We start from the raw sequence: 23,113 nt of genomic DNA on the forward strand, positions 1-23,113 counted from the left end.
AACCTACTTATTTAGTGCATATTGCCTTGGGATCCAGGGCGGCCAGGCGGCGCGAGGCGGCCGAGCGGGTGGCCGAGCTGGGCGACCCGTACACGCGCCGGCTCATCGAGAGCGTCCCGCGCCTCAGCCGGGCCGCGCGCCTGCGGTAGCGAGCGCCTCGCGCCGCGTTTCAGCCGCGCCCCGCGCCCGCGGCGGCGAGCGCCGCGCGCGAGCGTTCGTCGGCGGGCGTCTGGGTCAGGATGTAGACGCCCTGGTCGGCCACTGGCCGCAGGAGCGAGAAGGTCATCCGCAGGCCCTCAGGGAGCACCTCCACGGTGACGGGCGCGAAGTCCCGCACGGCCCGGCACCGCCACCAGTGCGCGGCGTCCGGGCGCTCGGCCAGCAGCAGCCGCACGATGGCGGCCGCGCGCCCGTCGCCTGGAGCGTGCCCGGTGTCGGCCCTGAACTGCTGGTACAGACCTCGCAGCAGCTGCTCGCCGGCCACCACTCGGGGCCCGGCGAGCAGCAGCAGGACGTTGCGCCGCTCGGCCGGCAGCTCGCCGGGATCGCCCCAGAGCCGGCGGTAGGCGGCGTTGCCGCCCAGGATGTCGAGGCGCTCGTCCAGCAACGCGGCCGGCGTCGACTCCCAGCTCTCGAGGAGCGCCCACGTCTGCTCGCCCGGAACTACGGCAGGCTCGGCGAGCGGCGGCTCGGCCAGGAACCCGGCCAGGGCCAGCGCGTGGCGGTGGGCGGCGGGGTCCATCCTGAGCACGCGGCACACGGCGTCGAGCACCTGCCGCGTGGTGGTCGCCCGGCCCTGCTCCAGCCACGTGTACCAGGCGACGCTTACCCCGGCCAGCACGGCGACCTCCTCGCGGCGCAGTCCGGGCGTGCGCCGCTTCCCGCCGCCGCCCAGGCCCGCCTCCTCCGGGGACACCAGCTCCCGCGCGGCACGGAGGTGGGCGCCCAGTTCGCGGCGGAGGGAAACGTCCATGGTCACGATCCTATGAGCCCCTCTACCACCATGAACGCTCCCCTGCCCGGGACGGCCGGAGGCCAGGATCATGGACGCCATGAACATGTGGCGCAAGCAGAACGACTCCTCCACACTGGCCGAGCCCCGGGTGCTGATCCGGGTGTTCGTGGCGCCGGGCAGGCTGGACGGGAGCGTCGACTTCTACCGGCGATTGCAGGGTGCCGATGTCGACGCCCGTTTCGACTTCCCCGAGGCGTCGCTGAGGCTGGCGACGGTGGGTGCGTTCCTGTTGATCGAAGGTGATGAGGAGGCGCTGGCCCCGTTCCGGAGCACCGTGGGCACGCTGCTGGTGGACGACGTGCGGCCGTACTATGACCGGCTGGTGGCCGAGGGGGCCGAGATCGTCTTTCCGCTGCAGCAGGTGCCCACCGGCGCCGGGTTCAACGCCCGGCATCCTGACGGGACTGTCGTCGAATACGTGCACCACCGGCCCACGCCGGAAGGTCTTTGACGAATGCCGGCGGGCCGGTCGTGCCCGTCGAACTGGGGCTTGTACCCGCCGCTCACCGGCGCTCAGCCCTGGTCGCGTGGTCAGGCCCTGGGCCAGCGGACGCGCCGCTTGGCCGGGTCAGGCACGCAGCTCGGTGCGCAGCTCGTGCGCGCCGTCGGCGCGGCTGTACTCGTAGTAGAGACGGGTGCCGCCGCCCGACAGGTCCACGATGTCCAGGTATCACAGGCCGCCGCCCGCGTGGGCGACTCCGCTGCGGGCCGGTCTCCTGTGGGCTCGAGGGCCGCCGGGTCCGGGCCCGTGGCCTGGATGTACGCCTTCTGGCGGTTGACCGGTTCGAGCGCCCGCGACACCCCCGTGGCCAGGAGCCCGCCGCCGGTGGCGCGGGTGAAGGTGAGCGTGCCGAAGCCGAGGTGGTCGTACTTGCTGCCGCCGTAGTCGCCCCCGCCCCCTTCGGGGGCGACCCGCTTGCTGTACGCCTCGATGTACGGCACGGCCGGGGTGCTTGACCGCCGCGGCGTCAGCGGGCAGGGCGGGCAGCACGGCGGCGCCCGCCCCCACGGTGACGGCGGCCTTCAGCACGCTTCGACGGGAGGGCTGCGTGGTCATATGGATCCTTTCGCAGGAGTCACTCTCGTCACAGGAGATGGGCGCGGGCGGCGGGGATAACAGAAATTCTCAAACCCGGCTGTGCTGGGGGACCCGCGCCGGATGCGCGGCCCTGGTCACGTACTGCGGTACGGGCGCGCGGTCGTCGCCCGTGTCGCGGGTCAGGCCGTACCGCATGATGCCCTTGGCCGGGTCCGGCCTGGCGGAGATGTCGCCCCAGACCTCCTGCCAGGTCTTGGGCGCGATGGTGAGGTCGATGTCGGTGCCGCTCTCGTTGTTGTGCAGGGTGACGCGGCCGTCGAGGTAGTAGAACTCGTTCTGCCACATCTGCTGCTGGCCGCGGGGCAGCCGCACGAAGCCGGTCTCGGGCGAGCCCATCCAGGTGACGCCGGGCGCCTGCTCGTCGTCCATGCGCCGGCCGCCGCCCGAGGCGACGTGGAACAGCCTGCCCTTCAGCCCGGTCCAGGTCGCGGGCTGGAAGGGGCCGACCCGGTTGCGGTAGAGGATGCCCCACCGCACCTGTACGTAGCCCCTTCCGGTGATCGTGACGTAGTCGCCCCGATGCGTGATCGACGGGGCTCCGCCGAACCGGGAGTACCCGTGCTTGCCGCCGATCTTGACCGTGCCGCCGGGGCGGCGCGGCAGCGGGGCCGGGGGCCGGTTCCTGGGCGGGGCCTGGTCCACCTGGTCCACCGTCCGCCCGTACGGGCTCCTCGTCGTCTTCCTGGACGGACGCGGCGAGGACGTCGGCGAGGACACGGGTGAGGACACCGGCGAGGATGACACGATCACCGGGGTGGCCTGCCTGGGCGGGATCTCCGGCCGCATGGTCTGGACGACGACCGCGCCTCCGGCGATCAGTGTGGCGCCGGCGGCGGTGACCGCCATCGGCTTGGCGGCCAGCGCGGAGCCGGCCGCGGCCTTGCCCTTGGCCAGCAGGCCACCCTTCAGCGCCGGGGCGGCGGCCGTACGAGCGGCTTCCAGCAGGCCCGCCGCGATGCCCGCGGGGACGGCGACCAGCCCGAGCTCGGCCAGCAGCCGTTCGGCGGGCACCAGGTCGGCGAGCCGGCCGGTGCAGGCCCGGCAGTCGCGCACGTGCCGGGACAACCGCTTGCGCCACAGGTCGGACGGCACGCCGTTCCACGTCGCCACCGCGGCAGCCAGCTCGGGACAGCGCGGCTGGACCGCGAGCGCGCGCACCACCGCGCGGGCGCTCTCCAGCCGGCCCTTGGTGCGCTGGACGCGTACGGCGGCGTGCGGCTCGCCCGTCTCCAGTGCGGCGGCCAGTTCGGCCCTGGTCAGCTCGCCCGCCACCTCCATCCACCACAGCGCGAGCACCTCGCGGTCGTCGGCGTCGAGCCAGCGGGTGGCCTCCGCGGCCTCCTTGCGCTGCCCGGACAGGTCGAGGCGGGTGACGGTGAGCGCGGCGAAGTCGGAGGCCGCGTCGGCCATGCCCAGCGCCTCGTCGAGGGCGGCGTAGGTGGCGGCCCTGGCCTGCCGCCACTCGCGTACCTGGTTCATGGCGATGGCGACCACCCAGGAACGGAAACGCTCCGGGTCACGCAGCCCGGACACGCCGGCCACGACCCTGGCCATCGTCTCCTGCACGACGTCGTCCACGTCCGGATGGCCGTTCATGGCGCGCCCGGCGATGTTGTACACGAGCGGCAGGTGGCTCCTGACCAGCTCGCCGATCGCGTCACGATCGCCCGCCCTGGCCGCGAGCACCGTCTCGACGTCATACGTCGGTCGCGCGTGCATCCGTCACCTCGCCCCGGGAGCGACACCATTCAGACCACACAAAGCGTGCATTGTTCCATTTGTCGCCTATAGGACGCCAACGCCGCCGCCCACACAGCCCCGGGCCGGTCAGCGGACGCCGGCCGGCGGTCAGCAGGGCGCGGATCGCAGCCGCAGGTCCAAGGGGGCGTCGTCGCGCCGCGCGGCACGTTGCACCATCGCCGCGGACAGTCCGTGACCGCGGTCGGCGACAGAGCCGTGATCGTCGAAGTTCAGAGAGCTCGTGAACCACTCCTAAGATCACCCAAGAACAGCCCCCCCTACAGGAAGAGCTCACTCATGCGCACCATCTACGCCGTCACCCATCCAGAGGCGACGCACCACGTCGAGAGGGTCGTCGGCGGCTGGCATGATTCGCAGCTGACGCCGGCCGGCCTCAGCGCGGCGGCCTCCATCGCCCAGGCGCTGCGGGCGCAGATCCCGGAGGGCGCCGATGTGGAGCTGTTCTCCTCGGATCTGCAGCGCACCCGGCAGACAGCCGAGAAGGTTGCCGGGCTGTTCGGCGTGAAACCGATCCTGGACCGCAGACTGCGGGAGAAATCCTACGGAGAGGCGGGGGGAAGGCCACAGGAGTGGCTCGACCGACGATTCGTCCCGCCGCCGGCTGCCGGGGAGCGGTTGGAACACGACGAGGGCGTGGCGGGTGCCGAGACCAAGGCGGCGTGGGCGCAGCGCGTCTACGCGGCCATGGACGAGATCCTGCAGCGCCCCTGCGAACACCAGATCATCGTGACGCACGGTGGCTCCCTGACGTTCGTCGTGGCGTCCTGGATCAAGATGCCGATCAAGGCGGTCGGCTACGTCAGTTTCCGGGTGCCATCCGGCAGCATCACCACGCTGCGCGAAGACGACTTCTTCCACAACCGCACGGTCGTCAACCTCGGTGACACCCGCCATCTCGACTCCGTCGAAGCCGGCTGACCTCTGCCTTCGACGGCAACCTGATCGACCTAGTACTTGCGGCAGTCGTGCTTGGCGAGAACCAGGGTCATCCCGGCGACCTGGTTGGTCTTTTTGGACACATAGAAGAGGTAGAGCGCCTTCTTGTTGCCCGGCACGCCGGCGCTGGGATAGCCGCCCGGACCACGCCGCAGGTCGGGGTAGGCGGCCTTCAGCTGCGCCCTGGTGGAGCCGATGCCGATGCCCTGGGGCGTCTTGAGGCCGGGGGGCGAGACGATCATGGTCATGCCGTACTTCTTGGAGATGTACATCCCCACCCGGTAGTTGGGGTACGGGTTCTCCTTCAGGTCCCAGCCCGTGCATCCGGCGTGGTCCCCCACTGATTTGCGGACGACCCTCCCGGTCGCCTTCGCCTTCGCGGCGCTCATGCCGAGCTTCAGGTTGCCGTACCCGTACGGTCCCAGCGTCGCCTTCCGGGCGGCGAGCGCGGCGGGCGCGACGGCGACCGGCACGAGCCCGCCCGCCAGCGCCACCACCAGCGCCGATCGGCCGATCCGTAAGGCGTTCGTTCGGTTCATCGTGCCTCCTCCTTGATCTTTGACTTGATCACTTTAGTGATAGTCCGGAGTGGTTGTTGGGGATTCGCGAAGCTGCGGGCAGGCGCCGCCGCAGCGGGACTGGGTGTACGACGTCGCCGCCGCCTCGTTCACCTGGAGGCCGGGTCGATCCGCCCACGGCGCCGGCGATCTCTGCGCACCGGCAGAGTGCAGAGGCCCTAGCGCCGCCGGACCGCGGTGAGCACCCCGTCACCCAGCTCGATCAGCCGCACGGCGAACTCCCCGTCGGCCGCCAGCAGCTCGTGGAACTCGACGAGCTGCCCACTGTGGCTGACGGCGTTGTCCACCGCGATGACGCCCCAGGGCACGAGCACCCGCCGCAGGTGGGGCCAGTAGTCCACGTACGCGGGCCGCTCGGCGTCGAGCACCACCAGGTCGACCGACGCGTCCGCGGCGGCCGCCAGCACCTCGCCGCCGTCGCCGTGCACCACGCTCACCTGCTCGGCCACCCCGGCCGCGGCGATGTTGGCGCGGGCCCGCTCCGCCCGCTCGCCGTCGACCTCCACCGTGACCAGCCGCCCTCCGGTGTCCCGCACGGCGTCGGCGAACCAGATCGCCGAGTAGCCGTTGGACGTGCCGACCTCCAGCACGTTCCGGCTGCCCTGCGCCCGGATGAGCAGCGCGATCAGCCCCGCGGCGGCGGGCGTCATGTTGCGCAGCCTGAGGAGGCGGTCGGCCAGCGGGGCGTCGTGCTCGCGGCCGCGCCGGTAGAGGTCCTGCAGGTAGCTTTCCAGGGACGTGTCCACGGTCATCCTTCCTTGAGGTCCTCGATCAAAGGGCCGAGGCCGGGCGTGAGCGGCGCCTGGACGTGATGCAGCTCAAACCGTACCGCTCGGGGGAGTCCCGGCGATGGCGGGGTCAGGCGTCCGGGCTCGTCGTGGCGAGCAGGCCGGCTCGCAGTGCCTCCTCGTTGGCGGCGAGGAACTCCGCGAACGTGCGGGGCGCGCGGCCCGTGAGGTCCCGCACCGCGGTCGTGGTGGCCGCCAGCGAGCCGGCCGCGACCTCCCGGCAGAGCTCGGCGAAGTCGTCGGCGAACTGCGCGGGCAGTCCCTCGGAGCGCAGCGCCGCGGGGAGCTCGTCCGGGGACACCGCGGCGTGCCCGAACGTCCGGCCCAGGGCGGCCGAGAGCTCGCGCGCGATCTCGGCCGAGGTGAGCGCCTGCGGACCCGTCAGGACGTACGTCTCCCCGAGGCCGTGCGATCCGGTCAGCAGGGCGGCGGCGCAGGCGGCGATGTCGTGGCAGTCGATGTAAGACACAGGGGCGCCCCCGAACCCGTCGAGGAGCTTCCCGTCGGCGGTGAACGCGCCGGCCCCGGTGATGAAGTTCTGCATGAAACCGCTCGGCCGCAGCATCGACCAGCCGAGCCCGGCGGCCTTCAGGTACTCCTCGATCTCCCAGTGCGCGCCCTCGGCCAGCCGCCCGCCCTGGTGGGCGCCCCAGACCGACACCTTCACCACCGTCGACACGCCGGCGGCCCGCGCCGCGTCGATGGCCGCCTTCTGCTGGCGGATCATCGGCTGCTCCCCCTCCACCGGCTGGGCACCGCCCGCGTTGAGGAACAGCCGGTCCACGCCGTCCATGGCGGCGACCAGCGAGTCGGGCTCGTCGAAGTCCCCGACCACGACGTCACAGCCGAGGGCCCGCCCCTTGGCCCCGTCGCGGACCAGCGCCTTGAAGGCCACCCCCTGGTCGAGGAGAAGGCGCACGAGATGCGTGCCGATGGATCCGGTGGCTCCGGTGACCAAGATCATGAGCAGTCCTTCCGATAAGATGAGGTTACCTCGAGAACACTATATCGAGGCTACCTCGAATTAATGGGGACGCCCGCATGACCACCACCCGCCGGCCCCGCGCCGACGCCCGCCGCAACTACGAGCGCCTCCTGGCCGAGGCCGACGCCGCGTTCAAGGAACGCGGCGTCGACTCCAGCCTGGAGAGCATCGCCCGCCGCGCCGGCGTGGCCATCGGCACGCTCTACGGCCATTTCCCCAACCGCCGCGCCCTGGTCGGCGCGCTGCTGCGAGAGCGCAACGAGGCCCTGTTCGAGCTGGGCGACCGGCTCCTGGCCGACTCGGCGCCGGACGACCGGCTCCCGGCCGGCTCGGCGCCGGGCACGCCGGGCGGCCGGTCCCCGGCCGGCTCGGCGCTGGCCGCCTGGGTACGCGCGGCGACCGCGCACGCCGCCACCTACAGCGGGCTGGCCTCCCTGCTGGCGGACGGCCTGGACGACGAGGCGTCGGAGCTGCACGACTCGTGCCTGCGCATGGCGGAGATCGGCGAACGGCTGGTCGCGCGGGCGCGCGAATCCGGCGCCGTACGTCCCGACGCGACCGGCGCGGACGTGACCGCGCTCACCTCCGCCGCCGCCTGGCTCCACGAGCACGTGTCACCTGCCGCGGCCGACCGCCTCATCACCGTCACCCTGGACGGCCTGGCCGCCCACTCTTAGCCGCCGGCGGCCACCTGCCCTCGTGGCGCATCCGGTAAGCCGGAATTCCCGATGCCACGGCACCGCTCACGGCCGTGATGTCGCGGCCGGGAGTTTCGCCGTTCGTTCGGGCGCCCGACCCACGAACCGGCAGGTGAACGCGCGGCTCGCCCGCATGCGCCGCCGTGCCGATGCCGGCTTCAAGGGTCGACCGGCTCGCGCTCCAGGGGCCTGGCCCACCCGGCTTCGCCCCCGCCTCCGGCCGCCGAAGCGGTGCGCCTGCCGGCGTACAGGCTGGTGAGCGTGACGGTGAGCAGGACCGCGATGATGACGCCGAGCGAGGCGAGGGTGGGGATCTGCGGGACCCACGCCCACAGGCCGTGCGCCCAGTGGAGGACCAGCTTGACCCCGATGAACGCCAGGATGACGGCCAGGCCGTGGTTGAGATGGCGCAGCTTGGTCAGCACGTCCCGCAGCACGAAGTACAGCGCCCGCAGGCCCAGCAGCGCGAAGGCGTTGGTGGCGAAGACCAGGAAGGGGTCATCCGTCACCCCGTACACGGCGGGCACCGAGTCGACGGCGAAGACGATGTCGGTAGCGAACACCGCCACGGTCGCCAGGGCCAGCGGGGTGAGCGCCGGCCGGCCCCGCTCGCGCACCACCAGCCGGAACCCGCGGTAGTCGCCGGTGACCGGGATGAAGCGGCGCAGCAGCCGGACGCTGCGCATGGAGTCGATGTCGACCTGCTGGTCGTCCCCCTTCAGCACCTTGGCCGCGGTGACGATCAGGACCACCCCGAACAGCAGGAACGCCCACGTGCCGCTCTGCAGCGCCGCGGCGCCCAGCGCGATGAAGACCGCCCGCAGCACCAGCGCCCCGACGATCCCGTACAGCAGCACCCGCTGGGCCAGCTCGTGCGGCACCGCGAACGCCGACAGCAGCAACATGAACACGAACAGGTTGTCCACCGACAGCGACTTCTCCACCACGTACCCGGTGAAGAACTCGACCGCCACCCCGGTGCCGAAGGCGCCCCACAGGTAGGCGCAGAAGCCCACCGGCAGCACCAGGTAGAAGACCGACCAGGCCAGTGCCTCGCGCATGCCTACCTCGTGCGGGCGCCGCGTCAGCACGATGTCGAGCGCCAGCAGCAGGACCAGGGCGGCCACGGTGATCGACCACAGTGCGGGTGAGGCGATCGTGCCCTGATCGGGCGCAGCCAGAGATGTCCCCGGGGACATGAAACCTCCTCGAACGTGCTGAGCCGTTCGAGGTCTCCTTCACCCGGGGTGTGGGTGGCCGTCCGGGGATGCCAGGTGGTGTCCGTACTGACCGGATCGACGCTTGGGAAGTACTCCCCTCGTCTGGCCCAGAGTAGGACAAATCCGGCCAGCGAGCCACTGTGCGTCGGCGCGGATGGCGGCCAGACGCTGCTCGGCGTCACCTTCGACGGCCTCGCCGTCGCCGAGCCGGACACAAGTGCCGTGGAGCATGGGAATGTCGAGCGGTACGCTCATCGGATCTCACCTCATCGATCCTGGCAGTGGCACCTTTCCTGTCAGGGCAGGTTGCCGGACCGTCGCAGGGCCAGGTCCCTCGGGTCCTCTGGATGATGGCGAGATCCGATCGTCCGTTCCCAGCGGGGAGCGTCAGACCAGGGGCCGCCGAGCAGTTCCCAGGCGGCCCGCCGATCTACTGGTTAGCAAATGCCCCACACCGGGGACCAGAGCTTGTTGTAGTAGCGCGTGCCCTTGTAGTAGATCCTGAGGCCGCAGGGCTTGCGCGAGCTGCCCCCCTCCCAGGTACGCGTCTTCCCGACCTTGATCCGCTTGTAGCCGGAGTCGGGCCCGGTCTGGATCATGTTGACACTGACGGTGCTGCTGCAGCCGTTCTTCACCCTCAGGTACCGCGTGTTGCCCTTCACCCACGTCGTGTGGGTGACACACCTCAGCTTCGCGTCGGCGCTGGTGGCTGCGCTGGCCGCGGGTACGCCGGTGACGAGCGTGCCCGCGATTCCCGTCATCAGTGCAGCGGCTACCAGTTTCTTTCGCATACTTCCTCATTGCCTTATCTTTGGGGATAAAAGCCGCCCAAGACCCTAACACGCATCGCGATCATATGGTTACCCGCCGAGTGCGCCCCGGGGCGACGAACGCGGGAGCGCGAAGAACATCCGGCTGGTCGCGGCCCGGCGGCGCCGGTCCTCGCGGCGGAAGCCGTCGTCCATGGCCGGTCCTTCACGTAGCGTCCGCACTTCGAGACAGCGAGTGCACCTTGCTCTTGCCATGATCGGCGCTATGCGTGATGCTTGCAGACCTCTTGAGCGAATCGGCCGAAAGCTCCCAGAGCGCGTCACTCGTGCCGTGACATATGCAGCGGCGTCGCGAAGGGAGCGGCAACCAGAGAGGTAGTTCACCCCGTGATCCACGGCCCGTGGTCCCAGCAGCCCGCAGAAACGCTGGAGTCGATGTCCGTTGAACCGCTGCTGACCAGGGACTACGACGCGGACCCCGCACTCGTCCACGAACGCCTGCGCGGCAGGTACGGCCCGGTGGCCCCGCTCGAGCTCCTCGGGATGCCGGTGTGGTTCGTTCTCGGCTACGAGGAGGTGCTCAACGTCCTGCAGAACAAGGGCGGCATCTGGAGCAAGGACGTGGACAGGTGGCGGGCGAACGTGGAGGGCCGGATCCCGGCGGACTGGCCCCTGCTGCCCGTCTTCCAGATCAACAACTCGTCGTTCTCGGAGGGCGCCGCGCAGCGCCGGTTGAGGGCCGCGTGGACGCAGGCGCTCGCGCCGTTCCAGGACCACTCCAACCCCCAGGCCCAGCTGCTCGAGCAGGCCATCGCACAGTACGCCGACGACCTCATCGGCGTCCTGGCGGAAGGCGGCTCCACGGGGTTCGCGGACCTGGCGGCACAGTACGCGCGGCCACTCCCGCTGATGGTCGCCAACCGCATGCTCGGCTTCACCGCCGCACGCGGCGAGGAGGTGGTCATGGACATCTGGCGGATGGTCGACGCCGGTCCGGACGCGGCAGCGGCGTTCGGGCGCCTGTACGAGGCCATGACGGAGCTCGCCGCCGCCAAGCGGGAGCGCCCTGGAGACGACCTGCCCTCCTACATGATCAGCGCCCAACCGGACCTCACGCTGGACGAGCTGGCCCGCGAGCTGTTCATGCTGCCCGGACTGCTCGACTTCACCGCCAGCCTGGTCTGCAACGTGGTCGTCGAGGTCGTCTCCAACCCCGATGTGCGGGCGAGCCTGTCGGTCGGCGCGATCGACGAGACGGTGAACCGGGTCGCCCTGCTCAACCCGCCCATGGCCAACCTCACGTTCCGCTTCCCGAGGGCGGACGTCAAGATGGGGAACTACACGATCGCCGCGGGTGATCCGGTGATGCTCTCCGTCGCGGGCGCCCACGCCGATCCGCGGTTCGCGGGGGCGCTCGATCGGCAGGCCATCCGCAGCACCCGGGCCCACCTGGCCTGGGGCGCGGGGCCGTACAGCTGCCTGGGCCAGCGGCTGGCGGTCCAGATCACCACGATCGCCGTGCGCCGGCTCTTCGCCCGGCTCTCCAAGGTGAAGCTGGCGCTCCCGTCCGACCAGCTGCCATGGCGCCCCTCTCCGTTCATGCGGGCGCTGCGTTCCCTGCCCGTCCAGTACGAGCTCGCCGAGATCTACGTACCGGCCGGGGGCGGCGGCTTCGACGGCGACGCGCTCGCGGCGCAGCCGGCGCCGGCGGATGAGGCCGGGCAGGCGTCGTCCCGTTCCGGGTTGTGGGGCTTCCTGCGCGCGCTGCGTCGCGGGCGATGACAGCCCGCGGGCCGGTCCCCGTGCTCGCGCGAGAGAACCGGACCGGCCCGCCGAGTCCCGGGCTCACGCAAGACACCCGGACCGGCCCGCCGAGGTCCACACGCTCGGGCCTGGTTCACTCCTCGGCCAGGACGTCCTCGCCGACGAGGCGGCGGAGCCGGTCGTTGGCCTGTTCCAGCACCGTGAGCGCGATCTCGCGCCGATCCTCGCCCGTCTCGCCCATGACCTCCTCGGCGAGCTCCGCCCATGCGCGTTCGATGGCGGGCACCAGCTTGTGGCCGGCCTCCGTGACCAGCACGCGCACCTGGCGGCGGTCACCGGCCACCGCCTCGCGGCGGAACCACCCGCCGCCCTCCAGCCGGGCCAGGCTGCGGGTCGCGGTCGGCGGCTCGATGGAGAGCCGCGCCGCCAGCTCCTTGACGGTCGTGCCCTCGGGCTCCTGAGCCAGCAGCCACAGCAGCACGTCCTGCCCCGGGTGCAGCCCGAGCGCCGCGAGCTTGCGTGCCTTGGCGGCGCGGTAGAGCTTGCTCATCTTGTTGAGCGCCCGGTTGATGCGCATCACTTCAATTGCATCCACGGCATTCATCCTACCGAGTGTGTATAGTCGGCTAATAAGTAGTCGGCTAACTATTGGAGATGCTGATGGATCTCGGACTCAACGGGCGGGGCGTGCTGGTCACCGGGGCATCCGGTGACATCGGCCGCGCGATCGCCAGAGCGTTCGCGGCGGAGGGGGCGTTCGTCGCCGCGGGCTGGCACGGCAACGAGGAGCGGGCCCGCGCCCTGGTCGACTCGATCAACCAGGCGGGCGGTAAGGCGATCACGGTGCGGACCGACCAGCATGACCCCGAGTCGGCGGCGGCGGTGGTGCGCCAGGTCGAGAGCGAGCTCGGCGACGTCGCGGTCCTGGTGGCGAACGCGGTCTCCTGGCCGGTGGCGGGCCCGGAGACGTGGGAGAGCCTGACCGCCGGCCTCACCGGGAACGTGACGGGGACGCTCGCGCTGGTCGACGCCGTGCTTCCCGGCATGCGGAGCGCCGGATGGGGGCGGCTGGTGCTGGTCTCGTCCGATGTGGTGGACCAGCCGCTGCCTGCGGGAGTGGCGTACTCAGCCGCCAAGAGCGCGCTGGAGGCGGCGGGAAGGGTGCTCGCCGTGCGGGAGGCCCGGCACGGCATCCTCACCAACGTCGTGCGGCCGGGCTTCACGCTGACGGAGAAGGCGCTGACCTGGCCGCAGTTCGGGCAGGAGGCCGTCGACGCCGAGGGCGCGAAGACGCCGACGGGACGCATCTGCACGCCGGAGGACGTCGCCTCCGCGGTCGCCTACCTGGGCTCCGCCGCGAACGGGCACGCCAACGGCGAGGTGCTCTCCGTGGCGGGCGGGCGGCAGCTGACGCGTTAGCGGAGGGTAGGGGTGCGTTCCGCGAGGACCTCCGCGCGGGCGAGCCGCACCTCCCTGGCCTTGCGGGCGGCGTACCGGAGCAGCGGCCCGAACGTCGCCCGCACCGTCAGCACGTCCTCCACCTCGGTCCCCCCGCCCTCGGCGGCGCACCGCGGACGTCGGGGCCGCGACGTGGAAGACGTTACGCAGCGAGGTCTCCGGCACGGCCCGGGCGTCGATGAGCGATCTGCCCAGTATCGGGGTCACGGGCGAGTCCCGCGTCGCGGGCGCGGATGATCGCCTCGGTGCGGTCGGCGCCACCTCGCGCCCTCACTCGCCGTGCCACGAACGCCAGAGGGCGGCGTACGTGCCGCCCGCCTCGACGAGGTCATCGTGCGTCCCGAGCTCGGTGAGCCGGCCGTCCTGCATGACCGCGACCCGGTCGGCGTCATGGGCGGTCTGCAGGCGGTGGGCGATGGCGATGACGGTCCGGTCAGCGAGGACGGCGGCCAGGGCCCGCTCGGTATGGCGGGCGGTCCTCGGGTCCAGCAGCGCGGTGGCCTCGTCGAGGATCAGCGTGTGGGGGTCGGCGAGGACCACGCGGGCCAGGGCCACCTGCTGGGTCTGCGCCCCGTCCAGGCGGTGGCCGCCGGGGCCCAGGTCGGTGTCCAGGCCGTCCGGGAGGTCGCCGACCCAGTCGGCGCCGACGGCGGTGAGGGCCGCGTGCAGGTCGGCGTCGGTGGCGGAGGGGGCGGCGATGCGGAGGTTGTCCCGTACCGTGCCGAGGAAGACGTGGTGCTCCTGGGTGACGAGGATGACACGCTCGCGCAGCCGGTCGGGGTCGAGGTCGGCGACGGGCACGCCGCCCACGGTCACGGTGCCGGCCCGGGGCCTGTCCACGCCTGCCAGAAGCCTGCCCAGCGTGGTCTTGCCGGCGCCCGAAGGTCCGACGATCGCCAGCCGTTCGCCGGGCTGGACGGTCAGGTCCACCCCGCGCAACACGTCGGGGCCGCCGTCGTAGGCGTAGTGCGCGCCGGCGACTTCGAGCCGGTCATCGGCCGGCACGGAAGCGGAGGCGGTGGCCGGCTCCTCCTGCGAGGCCAGGGCGATGCCCTCGACCCGGGCGAACGAGGCGCTGCTGCTCTGCAGGTTCTCCAGGTGGAAGAGGATGGTGTCCAGCGGCTGGGACAGTTGCCGCAGGTAGAGGGCCGAGGCGACGACCGTTCCCAGGGTGATGGCGCCGCCCTGCGTCATGACGCCGCCGACCAGCAGAACGCCGGCCACGGGGATGACGTAGGAGACGTCCACGATCGGGAAGAGCACGCTGCGCAGGAACAGGGTGCGGGTGCGGGTGCCGCGGCACTCGTCGATGGCCTGCCGGCAGGTCGCGACGCGGCGGTGCTCGAGCCGGAGCGCCTCGATGGTGCGGGCGCCGGTGGTGGCGGCGGCGAGCTGCTCGGCGAGGGCCGAGTTGGCCGCCCCCTCATCCAGGTACGCGGTGACCGCGCGGCGCAGGTACCAGCGGGCGGCGAACCAGATGCCCACGAGCCCGAGCACGCCGCAGGCGCCCAGCAGCGGGTCGAGGGCGAAGACCGCACCCAGGATGAACGCGGCCTGGACCGCGGCGATGAGGATCTCGGGACCGGCGTCCCGCAGCATGGCGCCGACCTGCGCCACGTCCGTGGTGCCGCGGGTGGTCAGGTCGCCCGTGCCGGCGCGCTCGATCACCGAGGTGGGCAGGGCGAGAGCGCGGTCGGTGAACTGCTCGCGGATGCGGGCCAGCGTACGCTCGCCGAAACGGTGGCCGAGGTAGCTCGCGTAGCGCGACAGCAGGAGCTGGGCCAGGGCGAAGGCGAGGATGGCGAGGGCCAGCCGGTCCACGGTGCCGACACCCGCGCCGGCCTTGACCTCGTCGACGATACGGCCGAGCAGCCACGGGCCGACCAGTCCCGCGCCGGCGGCCAGCGCGTTGAGGGCGATCATGGCGGCGAAGGCGCGGCCGTCGCGGCGGATCAGCCGGAGCGCGGCCCGGCGGACCCGGGAGGGCTCGGCGACGGGCAGGGGGCCGGCCCCGGACAGGTCGGTCATCGGACGGCCTCCTCGAGCCCCGTCCCGGCCCCTCCGTCGGACCCGTCATCAGCCCCGTCGTCGGACCCGTCGTCGGCGTCGTCGTCGGCGTCGCGGGACACCAGCAGGCGGTAGCCGGGGTGTTCGCGCAGCAGGTCGCGGTGGCTGCCCGCAGCCGCGACGGACCCGTCCACCAGGTAGTACACCGTGTCGGCCTGGTCCAGCATGAGCGGCGAGGTCGTGGTGACCGCCGTGGCGCGGCCCTCGCGCGCGGCACGCAGGCGGGCCGCGATGGTGGCCTCGGTGTGGGCGTCCACGGCCGAGGTGGGCTCGGCCGCCAGCAGGATCTCGGGGTCGGCCAGCAGCGCCCGGGCCAGGCGTACGCGCTGGCGCTGCCCGCCGGACAGGTTGCGGCCCTGAGGGTCGATGGCCGAGTCCAGCCCGTCCGGCAGCCCGCGTACGACGTCCTCGGCCATGGCCGCGTGGACCGCCCGCTCGACGGCCTGCTCGTCCGGGTCCCGGCTGCCCGCGATGACGTCGCGCAGCGGCCCGGCGAACAGGTCCGCCTCGTTGTCCGCCACCAGGATGCGCTCACGTAACCGCGCCCGGTCGACGTCGCCGAGGCGGACCGCGCCCCAGGTGGCGGCGGACGCGGTGAACCCGCCGAGCCGGTCGAGCACCGCCGCGGACTCCCCCGGCCGGGCGCTGACCAGCGCGGTCAGCTCGCCTGGCGCGATCTCGACGCCGGAGGCGGGATCGCGCAGCACCGACGGCGAGGCGGGCGCGTCCAGACACGCGTCCCCGCCTGTGACGTCGGGTTCCAACGTCAGGAGACGGACGACCCTGCGGGCGGCGACGAGGCCCCGGCTGAGGCCGTAGCTGCCCTCGATGAAGAACGAGACCGGCACCACCAGCACCGCGGCGTAGCCGTAGACCGCCACCAGTTCACCGGCGGTGATGTCCCCTTGCGCCGCCATCCGGGCCGCCAGCCAGGTCACCGCGCCGAGGAACAGTGTGGGCAGGCCGACTCCCAGTGCCTGGATCCAGCTGGTCACGGACCCTACCTGGTAGCCCTTCTCCTGGAGCTCGCGGGAGCCGCGCCGGTAGCGTTCGGCGTACACGTCCTTGCCGCCGATGCCGTTCAGGACCCGCAGCCCCGCGGCGATGTCCCCGAACCGGGCGGCCAGCTCCCCCTGCCGTGCCCGGTACACCGTCTCGGCGCCGCGCAGCCGCCCCATCAGCGGGCCGAGCAGCACCGCCAGCAGCGGCACGCCGAGCAGCACCACCGCGGCGAGCAGCGGCGAGACGGCCAGCAGCAGCGCGGCCACGACGACGTAGGCGAGGACCGCGCCGACGCCGGGGCCGGTGATGGTCAGCGCGTGGGCGATCACGCCGGCGTCGCCGAACCCGATCGTGACCACCTCTCCTGCCGTGACCTTGCGCGACAGCGCCGCGCCCAGCCGCGTCGCCTGCAGGACCACGACCTGTGCGGTACGGAAGGCGGCGTCCATCCGGACCCTGGTCATCGTGCGGTGGCGCATGATGGCCAGCCAGGCGTTCAGCACCCCGATGCTCAGCACCGCGCCGACCCAACCGGCCAGCGCGTCCCAGCGTCCTGGCGTCAGCCCGTCGTCGATGGCGCGCGACAGGACGTACGGCGGCAGCGTCAGGCAGACCATCCAGGCGCTGCCCAGGATCGCGCCGACGGCGATCCTGCCGCGCTGGCTCGTGACCAGCCACCACAGGTACCGTCCGGCACTGCGACAGTCGGGAGTCCCAGGGTCCATGGTCGTCCGTTCTGTCATGTCCCCGACCCTAAGCCCCGGCCGCCTCAGGCCCTGGCAGGGGGTGCGGACGCGGAATGCCCCCGCCCGCTAACATCCGTCGTCGGACAACGTGAAAGGCGCGGCATGAGCGAGCACCCCCTGTGGCCCACGACCGGTGAGGCGACCATCACCGCTTTCCCCGTACAGAGTGAGCGCCCTGCCCCCGCGGTCGTGGTCTTTCCCGGCGGGGGCTACCACCACCTCGCCGACCACGAAGGGGCTCCGGTGGCGCGGTGGCTCAACTCGCTGGGCATCGCGGCGTTCGTCCTGCGCTACCGGATCGCGCCGCACCGCCATCCGCTGCCTCTGCTGGACGCCGCCAGGGCCGTGCGCTGGGTCAGGCATCACGCCGCGTCGAACGGCGTGGACCCCGCCCGCGTCGGGGTGCTCGGCTTCTCGGCGGGCGGACACCTGGCCGGGCTCCTCGCCACCGAGGCGGGCCCCGTGCTGCCGGAGGGCCCGCACGACGCCGTCGACCAGGCCGACCCGCGCCCCGGGCTGGCCGTGCTCTGCTACCCCGTCACCGACCTCACCGGAGCGGCCGCGCACCGGGGCTCCGCCGCCAACCTGCTCGGCGCGGACGCGCCCGAGTCCGTACGCGCCGAGCTGTCGCTCGCCCACCGGGCCGGCGCGGCGACGCCGCCCATGTTCCTGTGGCACACCGCCGACGACGCGGGGGTCCCCGTCGAGAACACCTTCCAGCTGGCTCAGGCGCTCGCCCGCCACCAGGTGCCCCTGGAGGTCCACGTCTATCCCAGCGGCAGGCACGGGCTGGGGCTGGCCGAGGACGACCCCGTCGTCGGCGACTGGACCAGCCGCTGCGCCGCCTTCCTCCGCGGCCGGGGCTGGTGATTCCGCGGCGGTTCAGCCGACGTGGACGTGCGGCCTGCGCTCCTGGTCCGGCTCGGCCTGGCGCAGGACCTCCCTGGTCAGCGCCGGTACGTCGCCGCCGCCGAAGACCAGGTAGCGCAGCATGGCGACCACGGGGTTGCCCTCGGTCCAGTGGAAGTAGATGTGCGGCACCGAGCCGGTCCTGTCCCGCAGATGCAGCAGCAGCGCGGCCAGCGCGTTGGCCACGGCCGAGCTCTCGATCTTAAGGATCTTGTGGCCGTACCGCTCCTCGCCCTCGGCGTGCACCTCCGTCTCGAACTCCGAGGCGTCCGGCACCGTGACCTCCACGAAGAGCACCGGCTCAGCTGGGCGCAGCCGGTGGGTGAACCAGGTCTCGCGCAGTTTCTCGTTGTACTCGCTCTGATCGCGTTTGTGCGGCTCGTTGGCGATCACATGGATCTCGCCGCAGGCCACCTCGTTGACGAACTGCTCGGCCAGCGCGTCGAGGTGCACCTCGGTGACCCGCAGCTCCGTCGAGCGGGTCGCCCGGGAGATCAACGACGTGGCGATGATGGTCCCGATGAAGAAAGAGGCGATCTTGACGCCGTCCGGCCGCTCGATGACGTTGTCCACCAGGGTGTAGGCCAGGACGACCGCGATGACCGCGTACCCGATGGTCGCCCGGTGCCGGCCCGCCCGCCCGGCCGCCAGCGCCACGGCGACCGCGGCCGAGAGGATGAGCACCAGCACGCCGGTGGCGTACGCGCCGCCCTGGGCGTTCACGTCGGCACGGAAGATGATCGTGATGCCGAACGCGATCACCGAGAACACCAGCACCAGGGGCCGCACCGCGCCCGTCCACTCCGGCGCCATGCCGTACCGGGGCAGGTAGCGCGGCACGAGGTTGATCAGCCCGGCCATCGCCGAGGCCCCGGCGAACCAGAGAATGGCGATCGTGGCGATGTCGTACACGGTGCCGAACCAGTTGCCCAGGTAGCCGTGGGCCAGGTAGGCCAGCGCCCGCCCGCTCGCCTTGCCGCCGTCCCGGAACTCCTGCGGCGGGATGAGCACGGTGGTGACGAAGCTGGAGCAGATCAGGAACACGCTCATGATCAGCGCGGCGGTCGTGAGCAGCCGCCTGGCGCTCTTGATCCGCTCCTGCATGTCGCCCCTGATCACCGGCATCACCGCGACACCGGTCTCGAACCCGGACAGGCCCAGCGCCAGCTTCGGCATGACCACCAGCGACAGCCCGATCATGGCCAGCGGGCTGCTGAAACCGCTGCTCAGCGCGTGCCGCCAGTTCACGACAGCCTGCGGGTCCTCCAGGACGTGCAGGACGGCGGCCGCCACCACGACGGCGTTCAGGCCGAGGTAGGCGAAGACGAGCAGCGTGGCGATGCCGATGGCCTCGGTGAACCCCATGAGGAACACTCCGCCCAGCATCGCCAGCAGCACGAGCGTGACCGGCACCCGGTGGCCGTCCAGGAAGCCGGGCACGAACGGGTTCTCCAGGATGTGCGCGGTCGCGTCCGCCGCCGACAACGTCATCGTGATCACGAAGTCGGTCGCCGCGAAGCCCAGCAGGACCAGTACGAAGATCTTGCCCCACCAGTGCGGGGCCAGCTTCTCCAGCATCGCGATCGAGCCCTGCCCGTACGGGCTCTCGGCCGCCACCCGCCGGTAGACCGGCAGCGCGCCCAGCAGCGTGAGCGCCACCAGGAACAACGTGGCCAGCGGCGACAGCAGCCCGGCCGCCAGCGCGGCGATGCCGGGCTGGTAGCCCAGCGTGGAGAAGTAGTCCACGCCGGTCAGGCACATCACCCGCCACCACGGGTGCTTCACATGGGGACCGTGTTCGATCTGCCTGCGGTCGGTCTGCAGGCCCTGCAACAGCCAGGAACGCAGCGTCCCTTCCGTAGCAGCCGGCCGCTTCGCCAGCACCATGACGGTCACCCCTCCATCAAGACCGCATGGCACACGTTCCACGGCGACGGGGTGATCGACCTGATGAGGGAGTCAAGAAAAGGTACAAGTCGAAGGCAGCCCGGAGACCCCTACAGGACGGCGCCCCGGCCGTGCGTTCACGGCCGGGGCGCCCACGTATTTGGCGCCCCAGTCACTTTTCCTGACTGGGGCAAGTCGAGACTAGGGCTTTTCATCCGTTTTGTATAGCTTTGGGGCGAAATTTCGTGACATGATCTGGAATAGCGGTCCCCCGGAGAATGTCGGTGGCCTGCCCTAACCTCTGACGATGGACATCATCCTGATCCCCGGGTTCTGGCTTGACGGCTCGTCATGGGACGAGGTCGTTCCCGCTCTGGCGGAGGCGGGGCATCGCACGCGCGCGCTCACGTTGCCCGGCATGGAGTCGAAGGACGCCGACCGCTCCAAGATCACCTTGCGCGACCACGTCGACGCCGTCGTCGAGGTGATCGACTCGTACGACCCGGCCGGCGGCAAGGTCGTGCTCGTCGGGCACTCCGGCGGCGGCGCGATCGCTTACGCCGCGGTCGACGCGCGTCCCGACCGTGTCGCCCGCGTCGTTTACGTCGACAGCGGTCCCCTCGGGGAGGGCGGGGTCATCAACGACGAGCTCCCCGTCGTGAACGGCGAGGTCCCGCTGCCCGACTGGTCGCTGTTCGAGGCGGAAGACCTGGTCGACCTCGACGACGAGCTGCGGGCGGCGTTCCGCGAGCGCGCCATCCCGACGCCCGAGCACGTCGCGAGCGATCAGCAGCGGCTCTCCGACGACGAGCGTCGCTACGACGTGCCCGCCACCGTCATCGCGTGCGAGTTCTCGAGTGCGACGCTCCGGGAGTGGATGGAGCAGGGGGTGGGGTTCGTGCGGGAGCTCGCGAAGCTCCGCGACGTCGACTACATCGACCTGCCCACGGGGCACTGGCCGCAGCTCACCCGGCCGGAGGAGCTCGGGCGGGCGATCCTGGCGAGCGTCGGCCCCGCCTGATCGGACCATACGGATGACTCCGAGCCCTCTGCCCAAGGGGGCTCGGAGTGATGTCCGGTCCGTCCAGAGGACGCCCGTGCCTGCTGCTATGTCCGCCATGGCCGGCGAGCCCGAAACTCATCGCTGTGCCGCTGAGCATGGTCATCGTGATCACGCTCGCGGACCCGCTGGCCCTTGGGAGCATCCACCTCGGGCCGGACCGATGTCGTCGATGGACAGTTGACGCGCTCCTCCCCATGATGAATGAATGGGGAGGATTCTCATGGCTGCTACGCGGCCACCCCTTGCGGGGTGGTGCGGATAGTCCCGCCATGAGGTGCTTGACGCTTCACCGGCCCCAGTGGTGCAGGGTCTCCACGTCCAGTGACCGCCTGTCCGGCGGCTGAGTTGTACCGGTACAACTGGGTGCGGGCGGCGTTGACGTCGGCGTTGCCGATCCACCCGCATGCTGTGTTCTTGCACACGAACCGGGACTGCGTCTGGCGCGACCCCTCGGTGATCGTGTGGCAGGCGTGGCATTCCTGGCTGGTGCCCGGCGCCGGGACGAAGGCGACCTTCCCGCCTTTGTCGGTGGCCTTGTAGGTGAGGAAGTCGGCGGTGCGCCCCCACGCCTGGCCGGCGATGGCGCGGTTCAGGCCGCGTTTTTGGGCGACGTTCCTGCCCGGCGCGTCGATGGTGCCTGACGCGGAGGCCATCATGTTCTTGACCTTGAGGTCTTCGAGCACGATGACGCTGAACCGGTCGGTGAGTTTCGCGGTGGTCTGGTGCTGCCAGTCGATGGCCCGGCGCTTGGCTTTTGCGCGCAGGCGGGCGATCTGGTCGTAGGTTCGTTTGAGCCGGTTGCTGGTGGGTGAGCCGGGTTTGGCCGCTCGTTTCTGGCGGGCGGCTTTGCGTTCCAGACGGAGCAGGCGCTGCTGCTCTCCGCCGGTCAGCCACTGTTTACGGTGGCGGATCTTCTCTCCGGTGGCCAGGGCCAACGGCACGGCGATGCCCCGGTCGATCGCGGTTGCCGGTCCCGGGTGCGGGGCGGACACGGGTTCGCTGGTTTGGGTACGGAACACGATGTGCCACCCGGTGGCCTCCTTCACCAACCGCGCCCCGGTGATCTTCCCGTCTGGGCCGCCCCGGGTGACGCCGGGCAGATCCTTGGTCCACCGAAAGCGGACCCGGCCGAGTTTGGGGATGTTGACCGCGCCCCACCGCCGGTTGATCCGGGTGATGTTCAGATCCCGCCCTTGAGGGACGTCCACGGCCATCCGGGAGCGAAAGCGGCTCTTGAACGTGGGGCGCCCGGCCGGATGGTCAGGGTTGAAGAAGTTCGCCCACGCCTGCCGGTACGTCTTCAAGACGGCCTGCGCCGCCTGCGCGGGCAGATCTTTGAGCCAGTCGATCTCTTTGCGGGCGGCCCGGATCGCTTCGTCGCAGTCCTTGAGCGAGGCGAACCGACCCTGGCGGAAAGTGAAGAACTCGTGCAGCAGGTTCCACAGCACGCGCGCGTTGTGCGCCTGACCGTCCAGCACGACGCTCTGCCGCGCGTCCAGGTCCAGGCACGCCACATGAGCACGCGACCGTTTCTCCAGCCCCACAAACCCCACCTTATCCTTTGGTGCATGTCACCAAGATGGGAATTCAACCCCCACATCAGAACAGGACGCCACTGCATCCACGAGCTCACCGCACATTTGGTGTTCCTCACGAAATATCGGCACAACGTCTTCACTGAGCCCATGCTGAAACACTGCGAACAGATCATGAAAGACGTGTGCGACAAGTACGAATGCCAACTGACCGAATTCAATGGCGTCTCCGCCCGCTATCTACGCCAGGAGTACAACACCCACGTCCGCCAATACCTGTGGGACGGCCACCTCTGGTCCTGCTCCCACTACGCCGGCTCCACCGCCGACGCGAACCCGGCCACCGTCCGCACCTAAAGACGGGAGCACTGGCCCACATCTCGGTAGACGCCCCTCGGGCGGCGGTACTCGCGGCTGTAGCTCTTGATCGCCTGGGCGACCGTGGGGTCGTACACGATGGGCAACATCTCGCGCAGGTGATCGCCGAGCAGCCGGTAGAACAGCACCTCGTTGCAGTCCTGCAGGGCCGACAGGAAGACGTTCTTGGCCAGGTCCGTGGGCTGGTGGCCGTACTGCGCGTACGCGCGGCCGGCCTGCTCCTCGAGCGTCTCGACCACCGGCGGGATCAGCCCGTCCAGCGCCAGGCTCGCTCGCTCCTCCGGGCTGAACGCCGTGTCCTTGTTCAGGAGCGGGTTCTCCAGCACGGCCAGGCCCACCTCCGACGTGGCGTAGCCCCCGTCGGGGGTCTCCACGAAGTCGCGGTGCCTGCCGGCGGCATGCCTGTGCTGGTTCATCGAGGTTGCTCTTCCCTTGCCTGGATACGACGGGTTCG

General features: G+C 71.2%; 24 protein-coding genes and 1 riboswitch. Of the genes, 9 read left to right on the forward strand and 15 right to left on the reverse strand.

Annotated features, from left to right (window positions below; all coding sequences use genetic code 11):
- Positions 1-14: 14 nt before the first annotated feature.
- Positions 15-149, forward strand: coding sequence for a hypothetical protein (locus ABN273_RS41420; protein WP_349454876.1), 135 nt, complete (start codon positions 15-17; stop codon positions 147-149).
- A gap of 20 nt (positions 150-169) precedes the next feature.
- Here ABN273_RS41420 and ABN273_RS41425 read toward each other — a convergent pair whose 3' ends face one another.
- The gene (locus tag ABN273_RS41425; RefSeq protein ID WP_349454877.1) at positions 170-973 is read right to left on the reverse strand and encodes a helix-turn-helix domain-containing protein; all 804 of its coding nucleotides are present in this window, start codon (positions 971-973) and stop codon (positions 170-172) included.
- A 79-nt stretch (positions 974-1,052) separates the two neighbouring features.
- On the opposite strand from ABN273_RS41425, the gene ABN273_RS41430 reads away from it, so the two are divergent.
- On the forward strand, positions 1,053-1,466 hold the full coding sequence (locus ABN273_RS41430) for a VOC family protein (RefSeq protein WP_349454878.1): 414 nt from the start codon (positions 1,053-1,055) through the stop codon (positions 1,464-1,466).
- 80 nt (positions 1,467-1,546) lie between these two features.
- On the opposite strand, the gene ABN273_RS41435 is transcribed toward ABN273_RS41430, so the two are convergent.
- Complete coding sequence (locus ABN273_RS41435; RefSeq protein ID WP_349454879.1) at positions 1,547-1,957, reverse strand: hypothetical protein; 411 nt, start codon at positions 1,955-1,957, stop codon at positions 1,547-1,549.
- 184 nt (positions 1,958-2,141) lie between these two features.
- Positions 2,142-3,833, reverse strand: a complete 1,692-nt coding sequence (locus ABN273_RS41440; protein WP_349454880.1) for an RNA polymerase sigma factor — start codon at positions 3,831-3,833, stop codon at positions 2,142-2,144.
- A 318-nt stretch (positions 3,834-4,151) separates the two neighbouring features.
- On the opposite strand from ABN273_RS41440, the gene ABN273_RS41445 reads away from it, so the two are divergent.
- Positions 4,152-4,793: a histidine phosphatase family protein gene (locus ABN273_RS41445; RefSeq protein ID WP_349454882.1), complete on the forward strand. Its 642-nt coding sequence runs from the start codon at positions 4,152-4,154 to the stop codon at positions 4,791-4,793.
- Positions 4,794-4,822: 29 nt separating this feature from the next.
- Here ABN273_RS41445 and ABN273_RS41450 read toward each other — a convergent pair whose 3' ends face one another.
- The 3 genes from ABN273_RS41450 to ABN273_RS41460 form a co-directional block, all read right to left on the reverse strand.
- Positions 4,823-5,350, reverse strand: a complete 528-nt coding sequence (locus tag ABN273_RS41450; protein ID WP_349454883.1) for a hypothetical protein — start codon at positions 5,348-5,350, stop codon at positions 4,823-4,825.
- Between the two features lie 197 nt (positions 5,351-5,547).
- A complete protein-coding gene (locus tag ABN273_RS41455) occupies positions 5,548-6,141 on the reverse strand; it encodes an O-methyltransferase (protein ID WP_349454885.1) in 594 nt (197 codons plus the stop codon).
- Between the two features lie 106 nt (positions 6,142-6,247).
- Positions 6,248-7,141, reverse strand: a complete 894-nt coding sequence (locus ABN273_RS41460) for an NmrA family NAD(P)-binding protein (RefSeq protein ID WP_349454886.1) — start codon at positions 7,139-7,141, stop codon at positions 6,248-6,250.
- Positions 7,142-7,218: 77 nt separating this feature from the next.
- Between ABN273_RS41460 and ABN273_RS41465 the strand changes: the two genes are divergently transcribed.
- Positions 7,219-7,839 (forward strand): TetR/AcrR family transcriptional regulator, encoded by a 621-nt coding sequence (locus ABN273_RS41465; RefSeq protein ID WP_349454887.1) that lies wholly within the window; start codon positions 7,219-7,221, stop codon positions 7,837-7,839.
- A gap of 179 nt (positions 7,840-8,018) precedes the next feature.
- On the opposite strand, the gene ABN273_RS41470 is transcribed toward ABN273_RS41465, so the two are convergent.
- Positions 8,019-9,059, reverse strand: coding sequence for a TerC/Alx family metal homeostasis membrane protein (locus ABN273_RS41470; RefSeq protein ID WP_349454889.1), 1,041 nt, complete (start codon positions 9,057-9,059; stop codon positions 8,019-8,021).
- Positions 9,060-9,343: 284 nt separating this feature from the next.
- Positions 9,344-9,434, reverse strand: a riboswitch (SAM riboswitch).
- Positions 9,435-9,517: 83 nt separating this feature from the next.
- Complete coding sequence (locus ABN273_RS41475) at positions 9,518-9,871, reverse strand: hypothetical protein (RefSeq protein WP_349454890.1); 354 nt, start codon at positions 9,869-9,871, stop codon at positions 9,518-9,520.
- Between the two features lie 414 nt (positions 9,872-10,285).
- Here ABN273_RS41475 and ABN273_RS41480 point away from each other — a divergent pair, with 414 nt between their 5' ends.
- On the forward strand, positions 10,286-11,632 hold the full coding sequence (locus tag ABN273_RS41480; RefSeq protein ID WP_349454891.1) for a cytochrome P450 family protein: 1,347 nt from the start codon (positions 10,286-10,288) through the stop codon (positions 11,630-11,632).
- A 115-nt stretch (positions 11,633-11,747) separates the two neighbouring features.
- On the opposite strand, the gene ABN273_RS41485 is transcribed toward ABN273_RS41480, so the two are convergent.
- A complete protein-coding gene (locus tag ABN273_RS41485) occupies positions 11,748-12,209 on the reverse strand; it encodes a MarR family winged helix-turn-helix transcriptional regulator (protein ID WP_349454892.1) in 462 nt (153 codons plus the stop codon).
- A gap of 65 nt (positions 12,210-12,274) precedes the next feature.
- Here ABN273_RS41485 and ABN273_RS41490 point away from each other — a divergent pair, with 65 nt between their 5' ends.
- Entirely contained in the window at positions 12,275-13,033 is a 759-nt protein-coding gene (locus ABN273_RS41490; protein WP_349454893.1) for an SDR family NAD(P)-dependent oxidoreductase, read from the forward strand.
- Here the strand turns inward: ABN273_RS41490 and ABN273_RS41495 are convergent.
- The 3 genes from ABN273_RS41495 to ABN273_RS41505 all read right to left on the reverse strand — a co-directional run bounded on the left by ABN273_RS41495 (position 13,030) and on the right by ABN273_RS41505 (position 16,884).
- Positions 13,030-13,155, reverse strand: a complete 126-nt coding sequence (locus ABN273_RS41495) for a hypothetical protein (protein WP_349454894.1) — start codon at positions 13,153-13,155, stop codon at positions 13,030-13,032. The two genes, ABN273_RS41490 and ABN273_RS41495, sit on opposite strands and share 4 nt — an antisense overlap.
- Before the next feature lie 187 nt (positions 13,156-13,342).
- Positions 13,343-15,100 (reverse strand): ABC transporter ATP-binding protein, encoded by a 1,758-nt coding sequence (locus tag ABN273_RS41500; protein ID WP_349454896.1) that lies wholly within the window; start codon positions 15,098-15,100, stop codon positions 13,343-13,345.
- A complete protein-coding gene (locus ABN273_RS41505; RefSeq protein WP_349454898.1) occupies positions 15,097-16,884 on the reverse strand; it encodes an ABC transporter transmembrane domain-containing protein in 1,788 nt (595 codons plus the stop codon). The genes ABN273_RS41500 and ABN273_RS41505 overlap by 4 nt, the downstream gene beginning before the upstream one ends.
- Before the next feature lie 105 nt (positions 16,885-16,989).
- Here ABN273_RS41505 and ABN273_RS41510 point away from each other — a divergent pair, with 105 nt between their 5' ends.
- Positions 16,990-17,757: an alpha/beta hydrolase gene (locus tag ABN273_RS41510; RefSeq protein ID WP_349454900.1), complete on the forward strand. Its 768-nt coding sequence runs from the start codon at positions 16,990-16,992 to the stop codon at positions 17,755-17,757.
- 12 nt (positions 17,758-17,769) lie between these two features.
- Here the strand turns inward: ABN273_RS41510 and ABN273_RS41515 are convergent, their stop codons facing one another.
- The gene (locus ABN273_RS41515) at positions 17,770-19,683 is read right to left on the reverse strand and encodes an APC family permease (protein ID WP_349454902.1); all 1,914 of its coding nucleotides are present in this window, start codon (positions 19,681-19,683) and stop codon (positions 17,770-17,772) included.
- A 307-nt stretch (positions 19,684-19,990) separates the two neighbouring features.
- Between ABN273_RS41515 and ABN273_RS41520 the strand changes: the two genes are divergently transcribed.
- Entirely contained in the window at positions 19,991-20,704 is a 714-nt protein-coding gene (locus ABN273_RS41520; protein WP_349454904.1) for an alpha/beta fold hydrolase, read from the forward strand.
- A gap of 269 nt (positions 20,705-20,973) precedes the next feature.
- On the opposite strand, the gene ABN273_RS41525 is transcribed toward ABN273_RS41520, so the two are convergent.
- Positions 20,974-22,290, reverse strand: coding sequence for an RNA-guided endonuclease InsQ/TnpB family protein (locus ABN273_RS41525; protein ID WP_349454905.1), 1,317 nt, complete (start codon positions 22,288-22,290; stop codon positions 20,974-20,976).
- Positions 22,291-22,314: 24 nt separating this feature from the next.
- Between ABN273_RS41525 and ABN273_RS41530 the strand changes: the two genes are divergently transcribed.
- The gene (locus ABN273_RS41530) at positions 22,315-22,638 is read left to right on the forward strand and encodes a transposase (protein ID WP_349454906.1); all 324 of its coding nucleotides are present in this window, start codon (positions 22,315-22,317) and stop codon (positions 22,636-22,638) included.
- Here ABN273_RS41530 and ABN273_RS41535 read toward each other — a convergent pair.
- The gene (locus ABN273_RS41535) at positions 22,635-23,075 is read right to left on the reverse strand and encodes a hypothetical protein (protein WP_349454907.1); all 441 of its coding nucleotides are present in this window, start codon (positions 23,073-23,075) and stop codon (positions 22,635-22,637) included. The genes ABN273_RS41530 and ABN273_RS41535 overlap by 4 nt on opposite strands.
- Between the last annotated feature and the right edge of the window lie 38 nt (positions 23,076-23,113).

Source organism: Nonomuraea sp. B19D2 (genome assembly GCF_040137845.1).
GTDB lineage: Bacteria > Actinomycetota > Actinomycetes > Streptosporangiales > Streptosporangiaceae > Nonomuraea.

What these genes read in the sequence shown, in the direction of transcription:
- ABN273_RS41510 (WP_349454900.1), top strand. Translation starts at nt 16,990, where the DNA reads ATGAGCGAGCACCCCCTGTGGCCCACGACCGGTGAGGCGACCATCACC.
- ABN273_RS41480 (WP_349454891.1), top strand. Translation starts at nt 10,286, where the DNA reads ATGTCCGTTGAACCGCTGCTGACCAGGGACTACGACGCGGACCCCGCA.
- ABN273_RS41515 (WP_349454902.1), bottom strand. Translation starts at nt 19,683, where the DNA reads ATGGTGCTGGCGAAGCGGCCGGCTGCTACGGAAGGGACGCTGCGTTCC.
- ABN273_RS41475 (WP_349454890.1), bottom strand. Translation starts at nt 9,871, where the DNA reads ATGCGAAAGAAACTGGTAGCCGCTGCACTGATGACGGGAATCGCGGGC.
- ABN273_RS41535 (WP_349454907.1), bottom strand. Translation starts at nt 23,075, where the DNA reads ATGAACCAGCACAGGCATGCCGCCGGCAGGCACCGCGACTTCGTGGAG.
- ABN273_RS41440 (WP_349454880.1), bottom strand. Translation starts at nt 3,833, where the DNA reads ATGCACGCGCGACCGACGTATGACGTCGAGACGGTGCTCGCGGCCAGG.
- ABN273_RS41455 (WP_349454885.1), bottom strand. Translation starts at nt 6,141, where the DNA reads ATGACCGTGGACACGTCCCTGGAAAGCTACCTGCAGGACCTCTACCGG.
- ABN273_RS41500 (WP_349454896.1), bottom strand. Translation starts at nt 15,100, where the DNA reads ATGACCGACCTGTCCGGGGCCGGCCCCCTGCCCGTCGCCGAGCCCTCC.
- ABN273_RS41450 (WP_349454883.1), bottom strand. Translation starts at nt 5,350, where the DNA reads ATGAACCGAACGAACGCCTTACGGATCGGCCGATCGGCGCTGGTGGTG.
- ABN273_RS41520 (WP_349454904.1), top strand. Translation starts at nt 19,991, where the DNA reads ATGGACATCATCCTGATCCCCGGGTTCTGGCTTGACGGCTCGTCATGG.
- ABN273_RS41460 (WP_349454886.1), bottom strand. Translation starts at nt 7,141, where the DNA reads ATGATCTTGGTCACCGGAGCCACCGGATCCATCGGCACGCATCTCGTG.
- ABN273_RS41470 (WP_349454889.1), bottom strand. Translation starts at nt 9,059, where the DNA reads ATGTCCCCGGGGACATCTCTGGCTGCGCCCGATCAGGGCACGATCGCC.
- ABN273_RS41425 (WP_349454877.1), bottom strand. Translation starts at nt 973, where the DNA reads ATGGACGTTTCCCTCCGCCGCGAACTGGGCGCCCACCTCCGTGCCGCG.
- ABN273_RS41465 (WP_349454887.1), top strand. Translation starts at nt 7,219, where the DNA reads ATGACCACCACCCGCCGGCCCCGCGCCGACGCCCGCCGCAACTACGAG.
- ABN273_RS41445 (WP_349454882.1), top strand. Translation starts at nt 4,152, where the DNA reads ATGCGCACCATCTACGCCGTCACCCATCCAGAGGCGACGCACCACGTC.
- ABN273_RS41490 (WP_349454893.1), top strand. Translation starts at nt 12,275, where the DNA reads ATGGATCTCGGACTCAACGGGCGGGGCGTGCTGGTCACCGGGGCATCC.
- ABN273_RS41505 (WP_349454898.1), bottom strand. Translation starts at nt 16,884, where the DNA reads ATGACAGAACGGACGACCATGGACCCTGGGACTCCCGACTGTCGCAGT.
- ABN273_RS41530 (WP_349454906.1), top strand. Translation starts at nt 22,315, where the DNA reads ATGTCACCAAGATGGGAATTCAACCCCCACATCAGAACAGGACGCCAC.
- ABN273_RS41430 (WP_349454878.1), top strand. Translation starts at nt 1,053, where the DNA reads ATGAACATGTGGCGCAAGCAGAACGACTCCTCCACACTGGCCGAGCCC.